The organism is Brasilonema octagenarum UFV-OR1 (assembly GCF_963888615.1).
GTDB lineage: Bacteria > Cyanobacteriota > Cyanobacteriia > Cyanobacteriales > Nostocaceae > Brasilonema > Brasilonema sennae.
Genome location: NZ_CAWPKW010000042.1, coordinates 1 through 16,958, shown reverse-complemented (window position 1 = coordinate 16,958; position 16,958 = coordinate 1). Strand labels below are relative to the sequence as shown.

The window sequence follows — 16,958 nt, the reverse complement described above, 5'->3', positions numbered from 1 at the left end:
CCAAGGCACGTTTTCGGGGGAAGCTTCCCCCGAAAAGCTGCCGCCCCGTTGTAGGCGGAACGCCTTCGGGCAGGGTAGAATGTGGCGTCAGGCGACGGGCGTTCCTGAAGGGCGTTCGCCGTAAGGCGTGCGCTCTGCGCACACCCGAAGGGTAAATAACTGGTAGAGACGCTTAACGCTTAACGCTTTACTCATCTCTGTGTGTCCTCTGCGCCTCTGCTGTTAAAAAATAGGTATTCTTCACTCCACTAAAAGGAGTAGATTCTCATAAAAACTAAAGTCCATGACAAAAAGAAAAAATACTACTATGTTTTGCAAAAAGCCCGCACAGGCGGGCTTTGCTCATATCACTCTAGGCTTTAGCCTACAGGCTTATAGATCATTTTCTACTTGCTACCAGCCCCCGTCGGCATACCCAAAATATCCTCAATCTTCGGCATTTCCTCCAACGGAATCACCCTACCTTCATCCTCAAAATCAGCAATTTGATCAAAGTTCAAATAGCGATACAAATTATCAGCAAAAGGATGAATCTTATTCGCCACAATATCAAGATATTCCTGCACTGTGGGAAGGCGTCCTAACAGCGCACAAACAGCTGCTAACTCTGCTGAACCGAGATAAACTTGCGCGTCTTTGCCCATGCGGTTGTTGAAGTTGCGAGTAGAGGTAGAAAACACCGTCACACCATCAGCAACTCGCGCCTGATTTCCCATGCATAAACTGCATCCCGGCATTTCTGTCCGCGCACCCGCAGCATCAAAAACGTCATACACACCTTCTTCTTTAAGTTGGTGTTCATCCATGCGAGTTGGCGGACAAATCCACAACCGAGTCTTGACAGAACCTGCACCTTCTAACACTTTACCAGTCGCGCGATAATGACCGATATTTGTCATGCAAGAACCAACAAAAACTTCTTGCACTGGATCATTGGCAACTTCCGATAATAATTTGACATTATCGGGGTCATTAGGAGCAGCGACAATAGGTTCTTTGATTTCGTTTAAATCAATTTCAAGAACTTCTGCGTATTCTGCATCTGCATCCGCTTCCAATAGCACTGGATTTGCTAACCACTCTTCCATTTTGGCAACGCGACGCATGATAGTGCGCTCATCGTGATAGCCCCGTGCTACCATATTTCTCAACAACGTTATGTTAGAACGCAGATATTCAGAAACTGTCTCAATACTGAGCTTGATAGTACAACCTGCACAAGAACGTTCGGCGCTAGCGTCGGTGAGTTCAAAAGCTTGCTCAACTTTTAAATCTGGCAAACCTTCTATTTCTAAAATTCGCCCACCAAAGACATTTTTCTTGTTCTTCTTCTCTACCGTCAGTAAACCTTTTTGAATTGCGACGTAGGGAATAGCATTCACAACATCCCGCAAAGTGACGCCAGGTTGTAATTCACCTTTAAATCTTACTAAAACAGATTCTGGCATATCCAAAGGCATTACACCCAACGCCCCAGCAAACGCCACTAACCCAGAACCAGCGGGAAAAGAAATTCCCAAGGGAAAACGGGTGTGGGAGTCGCCACCAGTTCCCACAGTGTCGGGAAGTAACATCCGGTTTAACCAGGAGTGGATGATTCCATCGCCGGGGCGCAATGCGACTCCGCCACGAGAGAAGAAGAAGTCAGGTAGTTCTTGATGAGTTTTGATGTCAACGGGTTTGGGATATGCTGCTGTATGGCAAAAACTTTGCATCACCAACTCAGCAGAGAAACCCAAACAAGCGAGTTCTTTTAACTCGTCGCGAGTCATTGGTCCTGTGGTATCCTGAGAACCAACAGTTGTCATCATGGGTTCACAGTAGGTACCGGGACGGACACCTGGTAAACCGGAGGCTTTACCCACCATTTTCTGTGCTAGGCTGTAGCCTTTACCTGTGTCAGCAGGTTGCTGGGGACGGGTAAACACTGTGCTGGGTTCTAAACCAAGTGCGAGTCTTGTTTTATCGGTGAGGGTACGTCCAATCAGTAAGGGAATTCGTCCACCGGCGCGAACTTCATCAAGGATAGTATCTGGTTTGAGGGTGAAAGTGGAAATGACTTCGCCTGCTTCATTGGTGATGTTTCCTTTGTAAGGATATATAGTTATCACCATCCCGGTTTCCATGTTGCTAACATCGCACTGGATGGGCAAAGCACCAGCATCTTCAGCAGTGTTGAAGAAAATTGGCGCTATACTTGAGCCTAAAATATATCCGCCTGCTCGTTTATTGGGTACAAAAGGAATATCATCCCCAATGTGCCATAGTACAGAGTTAATTGCTGACTTACGGGAGGAACCTGTACCAACCACATCTCCCACGTAGGCGACAGGATACCCTTTTTTCTTTAACTCAGCAATGGTTTCCAACGCCCCAGGCATTTTACTTTCCAGCATTGCCAAAGCGTGTAAGGGAATATCTGGGCGAGTCATGGCTTGGGGCGCAGGGGATAAGTCGTCGGTGTTTGTCTCACCTGGAACTTTGAAAACAGTAACGTTGATAAATTCTGGTAAAACTGGACGAATGGTAAACCACTCAGCTTCTGCCCAAGAGTCTATCACTCGTTTGGCGAAAGGATTGGTTTTAGATAATTCTACAATATCGTGGAAGGCGTCATACACCAGTAGGGTTTTGCTTAAGGCGGTGGCGGCGTATGCTGCTATGGGTTCTTTTCCTTGCCCACCCATCACCAAAGGAGTGTCGGAAGATGATGATAAGGATATACTAGGACTCTGCAAGAGTTCAATTAATGATTGCACGTTGTAGCCACCTATCATTGTCCCCAGCAATTGCACAGCTTCAATAGGTGAAATCAGGGGGCTAGTGATTTCTTCTTTAGCAATAGCGGTGAGGAAACCAGCTTTGACATATGCGGCTGGATCGACTCCAGGTGGAATGCGTTCGCGCAACAACTCCACTAATGTCTCCTCTTCACCCGCAGGCGGATTTTTTAATAATTCACATAGTTCTGATGTTTGATTTGCATCTAAAGGTAAGGGGGAAATTCCTAGTGCTGCTCTTTCGGCAACGTGACTGCGGTATGATTCCAGCATTCTGCTCTCCAAATATTCGATCCAGAATTCGATTTAATGTTTACAATCATTGCCCATTCATTATGGGTAGTTTTCCCTGATTGTCGGTAACAAGCCAGATGAACAAGTGATAAATTTTCCTAGGTGAATTTTTTCGTCTAGCAAGGACTTATAATTATCACTGGATCATGCCCTAGCGAGTCAAGCTCTTTCCAGTTAAGTTTATTGCTGGCGATTCTTTCTTGAGTTGTCCATCTTTTTCTAAGATAAGATATTTAACTTGTCCGTTGCACAGCATTGCTATTCTATATGCCCAAAACATACACCGTTGAAATTACCCACCAAGGCAAAACTCAGACTTTGGAAGTCCCCGAAAATCAAACCATTTTATCAGTTGCTGATGCAGCCCAATTAGATTTGCCAAGTTCCTGTCATGCTGGTGTTTGTACGACTTGTGCTGCCCAAATTCTATCTGGAAGCGTAGATCAAAGTGAAGGCATGGGTGTAAGCCCAGAACTGCAAAAAAAAGGTTATGTATTGCTTTGCGTTGCTTACCCTCGTTCTGATTTAAAAATTGAAGCCGAAAAGGAAGAAGTTGTTTATCAGTTGCAATTTGGTAAGTAGAGATGCTTTAAACAGCTTGTCTGTATATCCGTCTTAGTGTGTATATAATTAAGTAAGGAATGAAACAATGACAACTCATTTTATTACCGCAGAAATAGATCTACAGGAAACTCCCACAGAACTCCAAAAAGCAATTGAAGTAGAGTTGAAAAAACAGGGAGAACCTTTGCGTTGGGCAGTGACATCTGTAGACGTGAAACAACAATCATGTACCGTTGAAGCTGTTGTGACTACAGAAGGCTAATGGATAATAACTAATAGCAACACTCCCTCACTCCTTATTTCAAGTAAGGTGGTAAACCTCACCCTGCCTCCGGCTTCCCTCTCCTTATGAAGGAGAGGGATTGAGGGTGAGGTCTAATATTAAGATGAAATAATACCGACCTACTTAGAAATAACTAATAACAATTCACAAGTAAATAGCAATTTATTTCTGACTTCTAACTTCTGACTTCTGAATCCTGAATTCTTCTTTTTAACTTGATTACGTGCGTCAATACACTGCTATCTTAATTATTCCTACAGGCATTGGGGCAGCAATAGGAGGTTATGCGGGAGATGCATTGCCAGTTGCCAAAGCTGCTTCACAGGTTTGCGATCGCCTGATCACCCACCCCAATGTCCTCAATGGTGCCAGTCTCTACTGGAACCTGCCCAACACTTTCTACGTTGAAGGTTACGGACTTGACAAATTTGCTGCTGGATGCTGGGGTTTACGCCCAGTTCATCAAAATCGCATAGGTTTGCTTCTTGACCAAGGAATAGAACCAGAATTACGGCTACGACACTTACAGGCAGCGGATGCAGCCAGAGCCACCCTGGGATTATCCATGACAGATTACGTCATAACTGATGCACCATTAAACGTAGAATTACGACAATCTGCATCAGGGATAAGTTGGGGAACGATAGGCAATCCAGATAGTTTATTACGGGCGGCGGAAGTTTTAATTAAAAAAGCGGGGGCACAGGCGATCGCAGTTGTTGCTCGTTTTCCTGATACTCTGGATGAACAAGCAGACCAAAACTACCGCCAAGGAAAAGGGGTTGATCCGATTGCTGGTGCAGAAGCTGTGATCAGTCATTTGATTGTACGAACTTTTCAAGTTCCTTGCGCCCATTCACCCGCCTTCTTACCTTCACCTGTAGATTCCAATTTATCTCCCCGTTCCGCTGCAGAAGAATTAGGTTATACTTTTTTACCATGCGTGCTTGTTGGTTTGAGCCGCGCTCCCCAGTTTATAACTGGGAGGTCATACCAATTGTCCGAATTTGGAGATATTTGGGCAAACCAAGTTGATGCAGCAATTGTACCAGCAACTGCTTGTGGCAACAGCGCTTTACTGAGTTTAAGTCAGAACAGGCGATGCCAAATTATTACTGTGGAGGAAAATCATACTCAGGTAGATGTTCGACCTCAACCTTTAGGGATAAAATCAATACAGGTAAACACATATTTAGAGGCAGTCGGTGTATTAGCCGCCCTCAAGGCAGGCATTAATCCATCAGTTCTGAGTCCAAATATATCCCCTTTGCAATCTCTAATAAATAGTTAAGAAGTTATTAATTTCCCTCGTCCCCACTCGCTAAGCGCCTCTGGCGCACGCTGCGAAGTCCTGCGTAGGCTTATACAAACACGAAGTGTGCGCTTTTCCATTACGCTCTAATTTAAAATTAGAAATTCGACATTCAATATTAAGAATTCTTTTTTTGAACTTTGAATTGGTTTGTCCCCTTCTCCCCTCATAGATTATCGTGGCACAACAGCACAAGCAAGAGCCAGAAATCCCTTATTTGACACGCACTCAAGTGCTGGTGGCGATGGGAGTGACTGCAATACTTTTATGGATAGTCGCCAAGCTATGGCTACAATTTGGTAACTTTGCCCTCATGCCTTGGCGCTGGGATAAAACAGAGTTGCTTTGGGGCGTGTTGTTAGGTTTAGGCATCACCGCCTTAAGTACGATTATTTATCGCCTATGGGTTCCCTATCGTAAAAGCGCTGATTTTTACTTAGAAATGGTGCTAAAGCCCTTGGCTTTGCCAGACTTGATATGGCTGGGGTTACTACCTGGATTAAGTGAAGAATTGTTATTTCGGGGTGTGATGTTACCAGCCTTTGGATATAGCTATGGGGCTGTGATCATCTCAAGTCTTTGCTTTGGTGTCTTACACCTGAGTGGTTCCCAACAATGGCCTTATGTTATTTGGGCAAGCATTGTGGGAATGTTGCTAGGTTTTAGTGCTCTTGTTAGTGGTAACTTGTTGGTACCAATTGTTGCTCATATTCTGACCAATTTGATTTCTAGCTATTCATGGAAGATTGGGCAGTCTCAAATTGTTAAAAATTGAATAAGAATTGGGAAGTAGGAATCTAACTCTTAGCCGCTTCGCTGCTAAAAACTGCTGTAGCGCGAAGTGACACTCATTCCAGAAGTTTAAAACGATAGCCAGTACTAGAATTGCAAGACTGAGTTGGATTGCAAGGCTCGACTTTTACTAGAAAAACTCCGCCCTTGCGATCGCCTGTTTGCGAAAACTGAATTTTTCCCGTTGCTCCTAAAGCCGAAAATTTTGGATTAGACAAAGCTTTTTGTAACTCTTGGCGGGTGTTGCCTTGTTTCAAGCCAGTGATAATTGTTTGAAGTGCATCATATGCTATGGCAGTTCGTGGACTAACTTCTCCACCCCACAGCCCAATGGCTTTTTGAGCAAAAGATTTGTTTCCAACAACATCATTATGCCAAGAGACACCAAACACCATTCCTTTGACATCTGCTTGTCCATACTTTAAAGTTCTTTCAGTATACACTCCTTGGTAACTGAAAAGTGGCAGTCTACCTTTATTTTCTCGTGCCACATCAATAGCTAAGTTCAGTTTATCCGGTCTAGGAATGAGTATCAAACCTTCTGCTCCATCGCTGATGGCTTGGCTAAGAAAAGCACTGGGTTGAAAATCTGGAGCGCTTAAATCGCAAGCGGTACTGGTAACTTTACCTCCATATTTTTTGATGGAATCAGTATATTGTTCTACAATTTCCTGACTGATTTTTTCCTGATTCACTAAAAATGTAGAGTCGCTACAAATAGCGATGTTGGTGAGGCGAGTTTTTTTAGTGATATAGCTGGCGATCGCATCACTAAAAACATCAAATTTTGGAGTCGCATAAAAAACATACTGTGTAGGTTGAGATGGTCTTTTGGGATTGATTGTTGAAACCATTACCAAACCACCTTTATTATAAATTGATGAATCACGGCTAAAGCCTACAACAGCGACAATACTGGTATCTTTTACCAATTCCGTGCTGAGTTCTTTCATCACATCAAAGTTATCAATACTAATAACTTGAAGTTGTAACGGTAGCCCATTAATTCCTCCGCTGCTATTCACTTCATCTTGAGCTTGAGCCACTCCGCGTAAAGTTTCTTCTGCTTCATTTAAAGAAATACCAATTGGTACAACGACAGCAACCTTTAGGGATTTAGATTTCCCAATTTTGGCATTATTCAAATAAACTAATGTTTCCGGATCATTACGTTTAGCTTGCAAGGATACTTGGAATTTACTGACAGCAGTGCTAAAGTCACCCGCTTCAAATGCCTTGCTTCCAGCATCTTTTTCAGAAGGTCTTCCTTCCCTGACAAAAACTTTTTCACCCAAGCTCATTCGGTTTTTTAAAGGTGAATTGATATAAGATGGAGAAATTGAAGCACTATTTGGTTGAAATTGCCCAGAATACTCTTTTTCTGGACGAACGACTCTACCCAATAACCATAAAATGGCTGCTATTAATAATCCAGCCAGCCCCAAAGAAATAAAGAGGCGAATATTTTCTTGATTTTTCATATACACAACCTCAGCCAACCAAAATTTATCTCTAAAATTAGAAGTATTTCGAGATAAAGCTGTTCAATATTTGAGAAACAGTCAAGAGAGTAAAAGTTAGTAATCCAGCAAGAATGGCTAGCAAGATTAAAACCAAGAATCCATCTGTGCCTGTTTTAAGAAGATTAACAATGTAAAAATTCTTGTAGATAAATACAATAAATAATGTTGTGATTCCGGTAACGATAAATAAATAAGTTTTTTCAAAAACTGAATAAGACTGGACAAAGATGAATCCTAGGAAAATGAACAGCCATAAACTAGAGCTGATCCAAATAGTTCCGACAGAACTCAGGAGGGCGATCAAAAGAAACGAACTCCCTGAACCAGTCATAATTGCCCAAGGCAATAATTTCTCTATAGAGAACTGCCCTTGATATTGTGGTGGTTGCTGTTGAATTTGTTGCGTCAGTGTTTCTGGTTGAACAGGCGAGAGTATTGTATGCTGTAGGCTAGGCTGTGGAGACAACACAAAAAACGAATCTTGTAAAACAGCTTCTGCTGTCTGATAACGTTGTTTATAATCCTCTTGCAATAATTTATCAATAATTAACCCTAACTCCTCAGTGATTGGGTGTTTTAAATACTGCCGCCAGGTAGTAGTCCAGCTATAGCCCTGTTTCATCCATATCTCCCACGGTGAAACACCAGTCAATAAATGAAAAGTCGTTGCTCCCAAGCTATAGAGGTCACTCGCAGGATAAGCTTCACCCGAGTACATTTGCTCATAAGGTGCATAACCAAATGAACCAATACTCGTTCCTGGTTTCGCATGGACTGTTCCAGTCTTTCGCTTCGATACCCCAAAATCAAGCAGCACCAACTTACCATCACTTTCACGGCGAAGGATGTTTTCTGGCTTAATATCTCGGTGAATCACCTGCTGCTCATGTACTGCTACCACAACAGGTAATAAATCTTGCAAGAATTCTTGAATCTTTGCTTCATCAAACACACCCTTGTGTTTTAACTCCTGCAACAGATCGTCCCCTTCGATAAACTGCTGCACCAGATAAAGGTAGTTACGTTCCTTAAAATAGGCATAGAGGGTAGGAATTTGGCGATGTTCCCCCAAATGTTGTAAACGTTTTGCTTCTTGCTGAAACAACTCCATCGCCTTTTGGCGTGACCAGCTTCCTTGAACTTGTGGTGCCAGTTGCTTGACAACACATTGCTCATCAAGCTTATCTGCATCCTCAGCAAGGTAGGTGCGAGCAAATCCGCCGCCTCCTAATGGTTTGATAATGCGGTAACGACCCCTGAGTAACTCAATCAACTCTGCCCCGCAATTTTCACAGAAATTTCTTCCTTGTGAATTTAGGGGATAAGAGCATTCGGGATTTAGGCAGCAAATCATAATATTGTTGCTGTCTTAGTTCGTGTTTTTACTGTCTTTTATTAATCGTAATCAATATACATCAAGTTTTCTGAACTTTCCGGATTTGTGATCCGCGAATGTAATAAATCTCAAATCTTGCACCTCATGACTCTTATAATCTAAGAGTCTGATTTCAGACAATCTAGGTTCCCTTACCGAAAAAGGGAACTCTTAACGCTTAATATAAACTCAGATAGGAATCTTAATGTTGTAGTAGTTCTTATTTTAATCACATAGTAGAGACTGTACTGTACAGTCTCTACAGTATTGTTCACTCATCACTCATGACTCTTAAAGAGCTTCGGGTGGGGCAATATCAGGTCCGACGGTGACACTAACACGATTAGACAGCCCTGGCTTAGAAATTGGTTTTGTTTGCTGGGATGACTTAGTGAATGATGAAGAAGGTGAAGTTGCTGCATCTTTATCGATCGTTTTGTCTGCACTTGCTTGTTGGGACGCCATGATTGATAATCCTCCGACTGAGCCAGCCACAAGAGCTGCATAGCCTAGGTAAAAATGTACTGGATGCAGTGCTATTCCTAATCCAGGATTACTTTTATGCTCATACTTCGCAGGTAAAATTGCTTTTACTGGCTCTGGTGCAGGCAAGGAAGCAGCTAAATCTGTGCCATTCAATCCAAGAGCATTAGCCATAACCCGGATAAAACCACGAAGATACACATCCTCTGGTAACAACTCCAAATCACCCCTTTCCAGTGCCTCCATATGATGGAGGGGTACGTGAGTATAAACGTGAAGTTGGTTCAGAGAAAGACTTTGGGATTGGCGAGCTTGCCGTAGTTGTTGACCGATTTGACGCATAGTTTCCACTCGCTGATCAGCTGCCATTTGCTTGGCTAATTCAGCTTGTTTACGTTTTTTACCAGGAGTTTGCCAGCCAATTTTCGTTTTCGGGCGGTTTGGTTTGGCTTTTGCGGAATCATTTGCTTTGTGACTTTCTACCGGAGATTCTGATGGTAATTGAGCTTTGTCATCAGTTTTTATAATAGTTTTTTGCTCAACAACACTTGTTAAGGGTTGTGATGAATCATCTAATGATTCATTAGTAGAATTTGTCTTTTCTATAGTTGATATTTCACTCGTGCTGTCTGAGTGCGGGTTCTCTTGAACTTTCTGGTATTGCTGCACAAATTGCCGAAATGCTAAACCAATCGCTTCTCTGCCTACTGCTTTAAACAGAACATTGGCTTGCTCAGTTGAAGAACCTAGCAACTTTTGCAAGATGACTACAGCACGGCGATAGACTTTGCTCTGATGCAGTTCAGCTTCTATTTCACCTAAAAGCGTCCGCAATTCATCTTGAGATATTTCAATAGTTGGATTGTCAAGAATTTTTAACAAATATGATGTAGTAGCCATTGTAGGGGGCCTCTTGCGGCAATTAAACAAAGGGAAGTTCTATCTGTATAATCTCTTCTACTGTGTCCTGATGTTTCCGGATTGTTACTGAGTTATTTTTTCTGAATATAAGAAAAATCAAAAAATTCTGCTAACTCAATAATGTCGTGTTCATCTATAAGAGTTTCATACTAAGAATTCAATAAATTTTGACAGTTGAATTTTGGCATGAAACAAATGCCTCTTGGATGAAAATTGTAGAGGTCATGCTAAAAATTATACGAATTATATTTTAACAAAAAATAACGTAGAACGTAGAATGAGTCAACTTAAGAATAGCAAAATTGAAAATGGGTATAGTCTTCTATTAGTATGAATCTTTATCTCCTACTAACAAATTCTGAGTAGGTGAGTTCTTCTTCTTTTTGGTAAAGTTTGTACTCAAGAGCTAAAAATTCAGGACTCAACGAGAATAACAAAAGACCGAATAGCTTCTAAATATACAGAAGGAGCGACTTGTGCCACGTTATTATGTGCTGCACCAGGAACGAGAATCAATTTTTTTGGTTCAGGAGCAGCAGCATATAAGTCTTGGCTCATGAAAGCAGGTACAATGACATCATCAGTACCATGAATAAACAAAACTGGCATTTTTAAATTTGGCACCTTCGTGATCGAATCAAAATGCTGTCTCAGGATAAGATCGACTGGAAACATCCAAAAATTGTTCCTGTAAGCGAGAACTTTGCGGATCGAGGTAAAAGAGCTTTCTACAACCAAGCCAGCAGCGTTTGGAGATTTAAGAGCCAAATCAATAGCGATCGCACCTCCCAGCGAATGTCCGTAAATCAAAATGTTGCTGGGTGGAATCTTTTGTTGGTACACTAGGTAATTCCAAGCTGTTGCTGCATCTTGATAAACCCGCGATTCATTGGGAAAGCGACCCTCACTACGACCAAAACCACGGTAATCAATCAATAATACTGAAAACCCTAGTTGATGAAACCAATGTGCACGAGTAACATTTGCACCAATGTTAACACTATTACCGTGCAAGTAGAGCAAAACTTTGGCATTTGGTTGGTCTGCTCCTATCCACCAACCATGAATCTGTTCTACCTTACCTGATTTAGCTGACACAGGCAACCAAACTTCTTCAGAACGTAAATTATAAAACTCTGGTGTTGTCTCAATAACACCAGAGGGAAAAAAAAGAAATCGCGTTTGTTTGAGAAAAAGAAATATACATACAGCCAAATAGATAATTACTACAACGACTGCTACATAAAATAAGAATGAAAATATGAGTTGCACTGAATATTGCAGCTTTTTTGCTATCATGTCAGTATTTATAAATACAATATTTTTAGCCTAACAAAAGAACTCTATCAAAAGAGAGTGAGGAATCTGTTATCAAAAATGATTTAAAATAAGATGAGTTAAAAAGTGTACATAAAATTAAGTATCTTGTGATTGAATGAAAATTAAAACATAAAGGAGAAGAAAGTGAAGCTCTTAAATAAAGATCAAAAGGAGCAACTAGCGGAAATAGTTGGACATCTACGGCAAGCACGAGAGGAAAGATCAGTACGTCTAGAAGAACTCGCAGCTTACACACGTATTCGACCCGCCATCTTACAAGCCATGGAAGAAGGGCGATTTGAAGAATTGCCCGAGCCAATTTATGTCCAAGGGTTTATCCGTCACTATGGAGATGCTATCGGACTTGACGGTGCTGCTTTAGCAAAAAGTGTTGCAAATATTTGTTTGACTCCTGAGGAATCAAATAATGATAATCAAGTGGTAGATGAGAAACCAACCATATATATACCTCTTTTTGTACCTTACGTCCTGTTATTAGGTGTCGCTTCCTTGGGACTGTTTTTTCTTCTCAATCCACAACGCTCAGTTCAATCTTCTAGTCAAAAAAACTTGTCGCCGCTTGCTGCTGAACAAAAAGCGAAATCTGCAACTGTGACTTCATCATTAACATCCTCCAAACCAGCTAGTCCACGTGTCACTTCATCAAAAACCAAGCCTTTATCACCTGCACTAACTAATATAACCCCAACTCCATCATCTGCACTAACTACTATAACTCCAACTCCATCACCCCAAGAGGCGACAACAACTCCAGTGGAAGTGACTCTTGAGCTTCAGGACAAATCATGGCTACGAGTTAAAGTAGATGGCAAAACTGAGTTTGAAGGTGAATTAAAGAAGGGAGATAAGAAAACCTGGACGGCAAAAAAAGAGGTGATGGTTCGTTCTGGTAATGCTGGTGCGGTATTGATTTCTACGAATAAGAAGCAACCAGCACCATTAGGAAGTATGGGTAGTATCAAGCAAGTGACATTCACCCCAGAAACAGTGAATAGTCAATAGTAATGAGTCACTAGTGATTACTACTAATATATAGAGGACTATAGTTGTGGCGATCGCTCTTTCCAACTCGTTGCTTGCTCATAAGCATAAGCGACTTGAAACAGTTGGTCTTCTCGTAGTACATTACTGATAAGCTGTAAACCAATTGGTAACCCATTGTTATCAAAACCGCATGGGATGCTTATACCCGGTAAACCAGCAAGATTAGCGGGAATAGTCATCAAGTCAATTAAGTACATACTTAATGGATCTGAAGTTTTTTCCCCTGCTTTAAATGCAGTGGTGGGAGCTGTCGGACAAACTAAAACATCAACTTTCTCAAAAGCTTTTTCAAAGTCTTCCTTAATCAGGGTGCGAATTTTTTGAGCTTTGAGATAATAAGCATCGTAATAACCAGCCGAAAGGGTGTAAGTTCCAATCATAATCCGGCGTTTGACTTCTGTACCAAAACCAGTGGCGCGGGTGCGAGCATACATTGATATCAAGTTATCTGCATCAGGAGCGCGGTAGCCATACTTGACGCCATCGTAGCGAGCTAGGTTTGCCGATGCTTCAGATGGAGCAATAATGTAATAGCTGGGTAAGCCATACCTAAACCGAGGACAAGAAATTTCTTGAATTTCTGCTCCCAACTCTTTTAATTGTTTAATCGCCTTGTTGACAGCTTCTTCGACTTGTGAGTCCAAACCTTCACCAAAAGTTTCTTTGATCACACCAATTCTGAGCTTTCCTTTAGGAAGTTCTGGTTTTAAGTTGGCGGTGTAATCAGGTATTTCGACTTTCAGACTAGTGGAGTCTTTGGAATCGTAACCGGCGATCGCCTTCAATAATATCGCTGCATCTTCTACTGTGCGTGCAAATGGTCCAATTTGATCCAAAGAGGAAGCAAAAGCCACCAAGCCATAGCGAGAAACGAGTCCATAAGTTGGCTTCATTCCCACAACACCACAGAAAGAGGCTGGTTGTCTAATCGAACCACCAGTATCAGAACCCAGAGAAACAACACATTCTCCTGCTGCGACTGCTGCTGCTGAACCACCAGAAGAACCACCTGGAACCCGCGACAAATCCCAAGGATTAGCCGTGAGTTTAAAGGCAGAGTTTTCTGTGGAACCTCCCATCGCAAACTCATCCAAATTTGTTTTACCTACCATCACCGCACCAGCATCTGCCAGTTTTTGGGTGACAGTTGATTCATAAGGTGGTACAAAATTTTCTAGAATTCGAGAGGCGCAGGTGGTGGGAATTCCTTTGGTACACAGATTATCTTTGATTCCAATCGGTATCCCTGTGAGTATGCTGATTTCTTCCCCAGCGGCAATTTTAGCATCCACTTGCTGCGCTTGCTCTAGTGCCCTCTCGGCAGTCACGCATAAAAAACTGTGCAATTTTGGCTCTAATGCTTGAATGCGCTCTAATGCAACTCGCGTAATTTCAACTGCAGAGCGTTCTTTATTAATTAGCTGTGTGTGCAACTCGCGGATGGACGCCATGATTACTTTATATTACGACTCAAGTCCTTGATTTTAGTACACTTTGACGACTTCTGCCCACTAGATTGGGCTGTGCAGATATTCTACTTAAATGTTGAAGCGCTAGCGTTGTCGAAGCTTTAATTGGACTAAATTAATATTTATTGCTGTCAAAATGAGCGTTACACGCTTTTGACAATTTTAGAAATTAATTGATTTTATCGCTTTTAGGGGCTAAGAAAATGGTTAAAATTGTCACTCGAAAAAGTTTAGGGACGCAAAATGTCTATGACATTGGGGTAGAGCGCGACCATAATTTTGTTATTAAAGATGGCTTAGTTGCTTCTAATTGTTTTAATAAATCCCATTCAACGGCATATGCTTATGTTACATATCAAACTGCGTATTTAAAAGCGAACTATCGGTTGGAATACATGGCGGCGCTGTTGACGGCTAACAGCGATGACACAGACAAGGTGCAGAAATATATTTCCAGCTGCGCAAATATGAAAATTCATATAGAGCCGCCAGATATCAATCGCTCTGGTGTAGATTTTACACCGTCAGGTAACAACATTTTGTTTGGATTATCTGCTGTTCGTAACGTGGGACAGAACGCAATAGCCTGTATTTTGGAAGCGAGAAAGGAAGGAGGCGAGTTTAAGTCTCTAGCTGATTTTTGCGATCGCATGGATTTGCGTGCTGTCAACCGCCGTAGTTTAGAAGCGCTGATTTCTTGTGGAGCGTTTGACACAATTGACTCCAATCGCTACCAGTTACTTCGCGACTTAGAACTAGTATACGACTGGGCACAATCTCGTGCCAGAGACAGAGCGAGCGGACAGGGAAATCTCTTTGATTTGTTCGGCGGCGCATTTTCTACTGCCGCTACCACTAATAAAAACCAAAATAACTTTGATACAGCTCCCAAAGCTCAAAAAGTTCCTGATTTTCCCCCACAGAAAAAGTTGCAAATGGAAAAGGAGCTTTTAGGATTTTATGTATCAGATCATCCACTCAAAGCTATTAGTAATTCAGCACGTGTTCTAGCTCCGATAAACCTTTCGCAGCTTGGCGCACAGAAAGAAGAAAGTACGATTTGTGCGGTTGTCATGCTCAATGGCGTTAAGAAAGTCATGACAAAAAAAGGCGAGCCAATGGCTATTTTACAAATCGAAGATTTAACCACACAATTAGAAGCCATCGTCTTTCCTAAAATTTATGAGCGGATTCACTCTTTGCTCCAAATTGACTCTCGGTTAATAATTTGGGGAAAAGTAGACCGACGCGACGACCAAAATCAATTGATTGTTGAAGATGTAGAGCTAGTAGAAACAGTACAGTTGGTTATGGTGCAATTGAATCCTCAACAAGCAGCCACAATTGAAGAACAACATCGCCTCAGAACAATTTTGCAAGAATACTCAGGAGACAAAGAAAAAGCAAAAGTTCCAGTTATAGGAATTGTACAAGCCGGAACTTCCCGTCAACTTGTCCGTTTTGGACGACAATTTTGGGTGCAAGATTCTAGAACAACTGTTCAGGCTCTTCTAAATGCTAGATTCTCTGCTTATCCACAATCGCTTGCTGATGTTTAATCAAAGAGCGATTGTGGTTCATGTCATTAATTGCCAGAGGTTGCAAGATTCCCGACTTGTTGCATAAGTCGGGAATCTGATTATCTGTAATATCAAGTCCCGTTAATTAGTGATGACTCCTGCATACGTGTAAAAATATTACAGCATTTTTCATCTATTTGAATTACAAGCTTCCATAAGGTTTTGCGCAAATCAAGCATGGATACTAAGGCTGTTGCGCCCTTACAATGTGGTCTATTTAGCTGAAAATTGCTGTAAATTCTACTAGAGAGTGGGGGGGAAATAATTGGAGAAAAATCATTTGTATCAAGCCTTTGGTGAAATGGCATTACTACCAGAGGGTCAGGATGTCACCTAAATACAGTATTATTACGTATACAAATGCTTGAATAAATACAATTAGTCTCTCAATAATTTACCGTAAGTAAATGAAAATAGGCTCGTTTTTTCATTACTTATGCGGATGTTTTGTTTTTTCAATACAGTGTATATTTTGATGCATGGTGAATGTGTGTTAATAAGGAGGAGGAAACGAAAACTGCATGATCGCAGATGAGGTAAAGAATTTTGTTGTACATTGTAAAAGAATTCAACCCCAATCTCAGGAAGAGATTAAAAGATTTTTTGAGGGTGTTGTGAGTTTTCCTTACGATAACGAACTCCTATTGCAGGCTTATTTGTTCTTGAATATTGAACGGATATTTCCTTTCTGCTGTGAATTACTGTTATTTGAAAAGTCGCCAATCGCTGACTATACAGATTTGGGTAAGTGTGATTTCGTTTATCTAAGTTCCTTAGGTAATATCTTCTTAATAGAAACAAAATTTATTGATACAGAAGCAACAGGAGCAACAGAAAGGAAAAGAAGAAATAAGCATAGAAATAAAGTTTTTGAGCAAGTCATAACTTTGAAAAGCAGATTTAGTGAGTATTGGAATATTAAGCTAGAACAATTAGAATGTGCTGTTTTTACAACAGATTCAGAAGTTGCTTGGCGAGGAACTGGAGTGAATGTTGTCACTAAGTCAATTTCTATGGACAAACTTAAATATTGGAGAAGAAACTATAGAACAGAACTCACAAGTGAGCCAGCGCGGTCTTGGGGAGCCACTGCGTTGGGCGGCTCTACCGACTTGTAGCGTGTGGCGTGGTTTCCCCCATGAGCGACTGCGTTCGTCGTTCGCCCAAGCCGCGTGCGCTCTGCGCTCAGACGTGCCG

The 16,958-nt window shown here is 41.6% G+C and carries 13 protein-coding genes; 7 read left to right on the top strand and 6 right to left on the bottom strand.

What is annotated here, in order from left to right; genetic code table 11:
* Positions 1-386: 386 nt before the first annotated feature.
* A complete protein-coding gene (gene acnB / locus AC5590_RS02620) occupies positions 387-3,053 on the bottom strand; it encodes a bifunctional aconitate hydratase 2/2-methylisocitrate dehydratase (RefSeq protein ID WP_169268146.1) in 2,667 nt (888 codons plus the stop codon).
* 288 nt (positions 3,054-3,341) lie between these two features.
* Between acnB and AC5590_RS02615 the strand changes: the two genes are divergently transcribed.
* The 4 genes from AC5590_RS02615 (at position 3,342) to AC5590_RS02600 (ending at position 6,008) form a co-directional block, all read left to right on the top strand.
* On the top strand, positions 3,342-3,656 hold the full coding sequence (locus AC5590_RS02615; RefSeq protein ID WP_169268145.1) for a 2Fe-2S iron-sulfur cluster-binding protein: 315 nt from the start codon (positions 3,342-3,344) through the stop codon (positions 3,654-3,656).
* A 67-nt stretch (positions 3,657-3,723) separates the two neighbouring features.
* The gene (locus tag AC5590_RS02610; protein ID WP_169153755.1) at positions 3,724-3,900 is read left to right on the top strand and encodes a DUF8621 family protein; all 177 of its coding nucleotides are present in this window, start codon (positions 3,724-3,726) and stop codon (positions 3,898-3,900) included.
* A 244-nt stretch (positions 3,901-4,144) separates the two neighbouring features.
* Entirely contained in the window at positions 4,145-5,212 is a 1,068-nt protein-coding gene (locus AC5590_RS02605) for a DUF3326 domain-containing protein (RefSeq protein ID WP_169268144.1), read from the top strand.
* 199 nt (positions 5,213-5,411) lie between these two features.
* Positions 5,412-6,008, top strand: coding sequence for a CPBP family intramembrane glutamic endopeptidase (locus AC5590_RS02600; protein ID WP_169268143.1), 597 nt, complete (start codon positions 5,412-5,414; stop codon positions 6,006-6,008).
* Positions 6,009-6,081: 73 nt separating this feature from the next.
* On the opposite strand, the gene AC5590_RS02595 is transcribed toward AC5590_RS02600, so the two are convergent.
* From AC5590_RS02595 to AC5590_RS02580, 4 genes are all read right to left on the bottom strand, one after another.
* Positions 6,082-7,506 (bottom strand): ABC transporter substrate-binding protein, encoded by a 1,425-nt coding sequence (locus AC5590_RS02595; RefSeq protein WP_169268142.1) that lies wholly within the window; start codon positions 7,504-7,506, stop codon positions 6,082-6,084.
* A gap of 37 nt (positions 7,507-7,543) precedes the next feature.
* Positions 7,544-8,902, bottom strand: coding sequence for a protein kinase domain-containing protein (locus AC5590_RS02590; RefSeq protein ID WP_169268141.1), 1,359 nt, complete (start codon positions 8,900-8,902; stop codon positions 7,544-7,546).
* Positions 8,903-9,214: 312 nt separating this feature from the next.
* Positions 9,215-10,306 carry a helix-turn-helix domain-containing protein gene (locus tag AC5590_RS02585; RefSeq protein ID WP_169268140.1) on the bottom strand — a complete coding sequence of 364 codons (1,092 nt, stop codon included), beginning with the start codon at positions 10,304-10,306 and terminating at the stop codon, positions 9,215-9,217.
* A 435-nt stretch (positions 10,307-10,741) separates the two neighbouring features.
* Positions 10,742-11,626 (bottom strand): alpha/beta hydrolase, encoded by an 885-nt coding sequence (locus AC5590_RS02580; RefSeq protein ID WP_169268139.1) that lies wholly within the window; start codon positions 11,624-11,626, stop codon positions 10,742-10,744.
* A gap of 165 nt (positions 11,627-11,791) precedes the next feature.
* Here AC5590_RS02580 and AC5590_RS02575 point away from each other — a divergent pair, with 165 nt between their 5' ends.
* The gene (locus AC5590_RS02575) at positions 11,792-12,670 is read left to right on the top strand and encodes a RodZ domain-containing protein (protein WP_169268138.1); all 879 of its coding nucleotides are present in this window, start codon (positions 11,792-11,794) and stop codon (positions 12,668-12,670) included.
* A gap of 38 nt (positions 12,671-12,708) precedes the next feature.
* On the opposite strand, the gene gatA is transcribed toward AC5590_RS02575, so the two are convergent.
* Positions 12,709-14,163 (bottom strand): Asp-tRNA(Asn)/Glu-tRNA(Gln) amidotransferase subunit GatA, encoded by a 1,455-nt coding sequence (gatA, locus tag AC5590_RS02570; protein WP_169268137.1) that lies wholly within the window; start codon positions 14,161-14,163, stop codon positions 12,709-12,711.
* A 221-nt stretch (positions 14,164-14,384) separates the two neighbouring features.
* Between gatA and AC5590_RS02565 the strand changes: the two genes are divergently transcribed.
* Both AC5590_RS02565 and AC5590_RS02560 read left to right on the top strand, forming a co-directional pair.
* A complete protein-coding gene (locus tag AC5590_RS02565; RefSeq protein WP_169268136.1) occupies positions 14,385-15,740 on the top strand; it encodes a helix-hairpin-helix domain-containing protein in 1,356 nt (451 codons plus the stop codon).
* 542 nt (positions 15,741-16,282) lie between these two features.
* Positions 16,283-16,879 carry a hypothetical protein gene (locus tag AC5590_RS02560; protein ID WP_169268135.1) on the top strand — a complete coding sequence of 199 codons (597 nt, stop codon included), beginning with the start codon at positions 16,283-16,285 and terminating at the stop codon, positions 16,877-16,879.
* Positions 16,880-16,958: the final 79 nt, after the last annotated feature.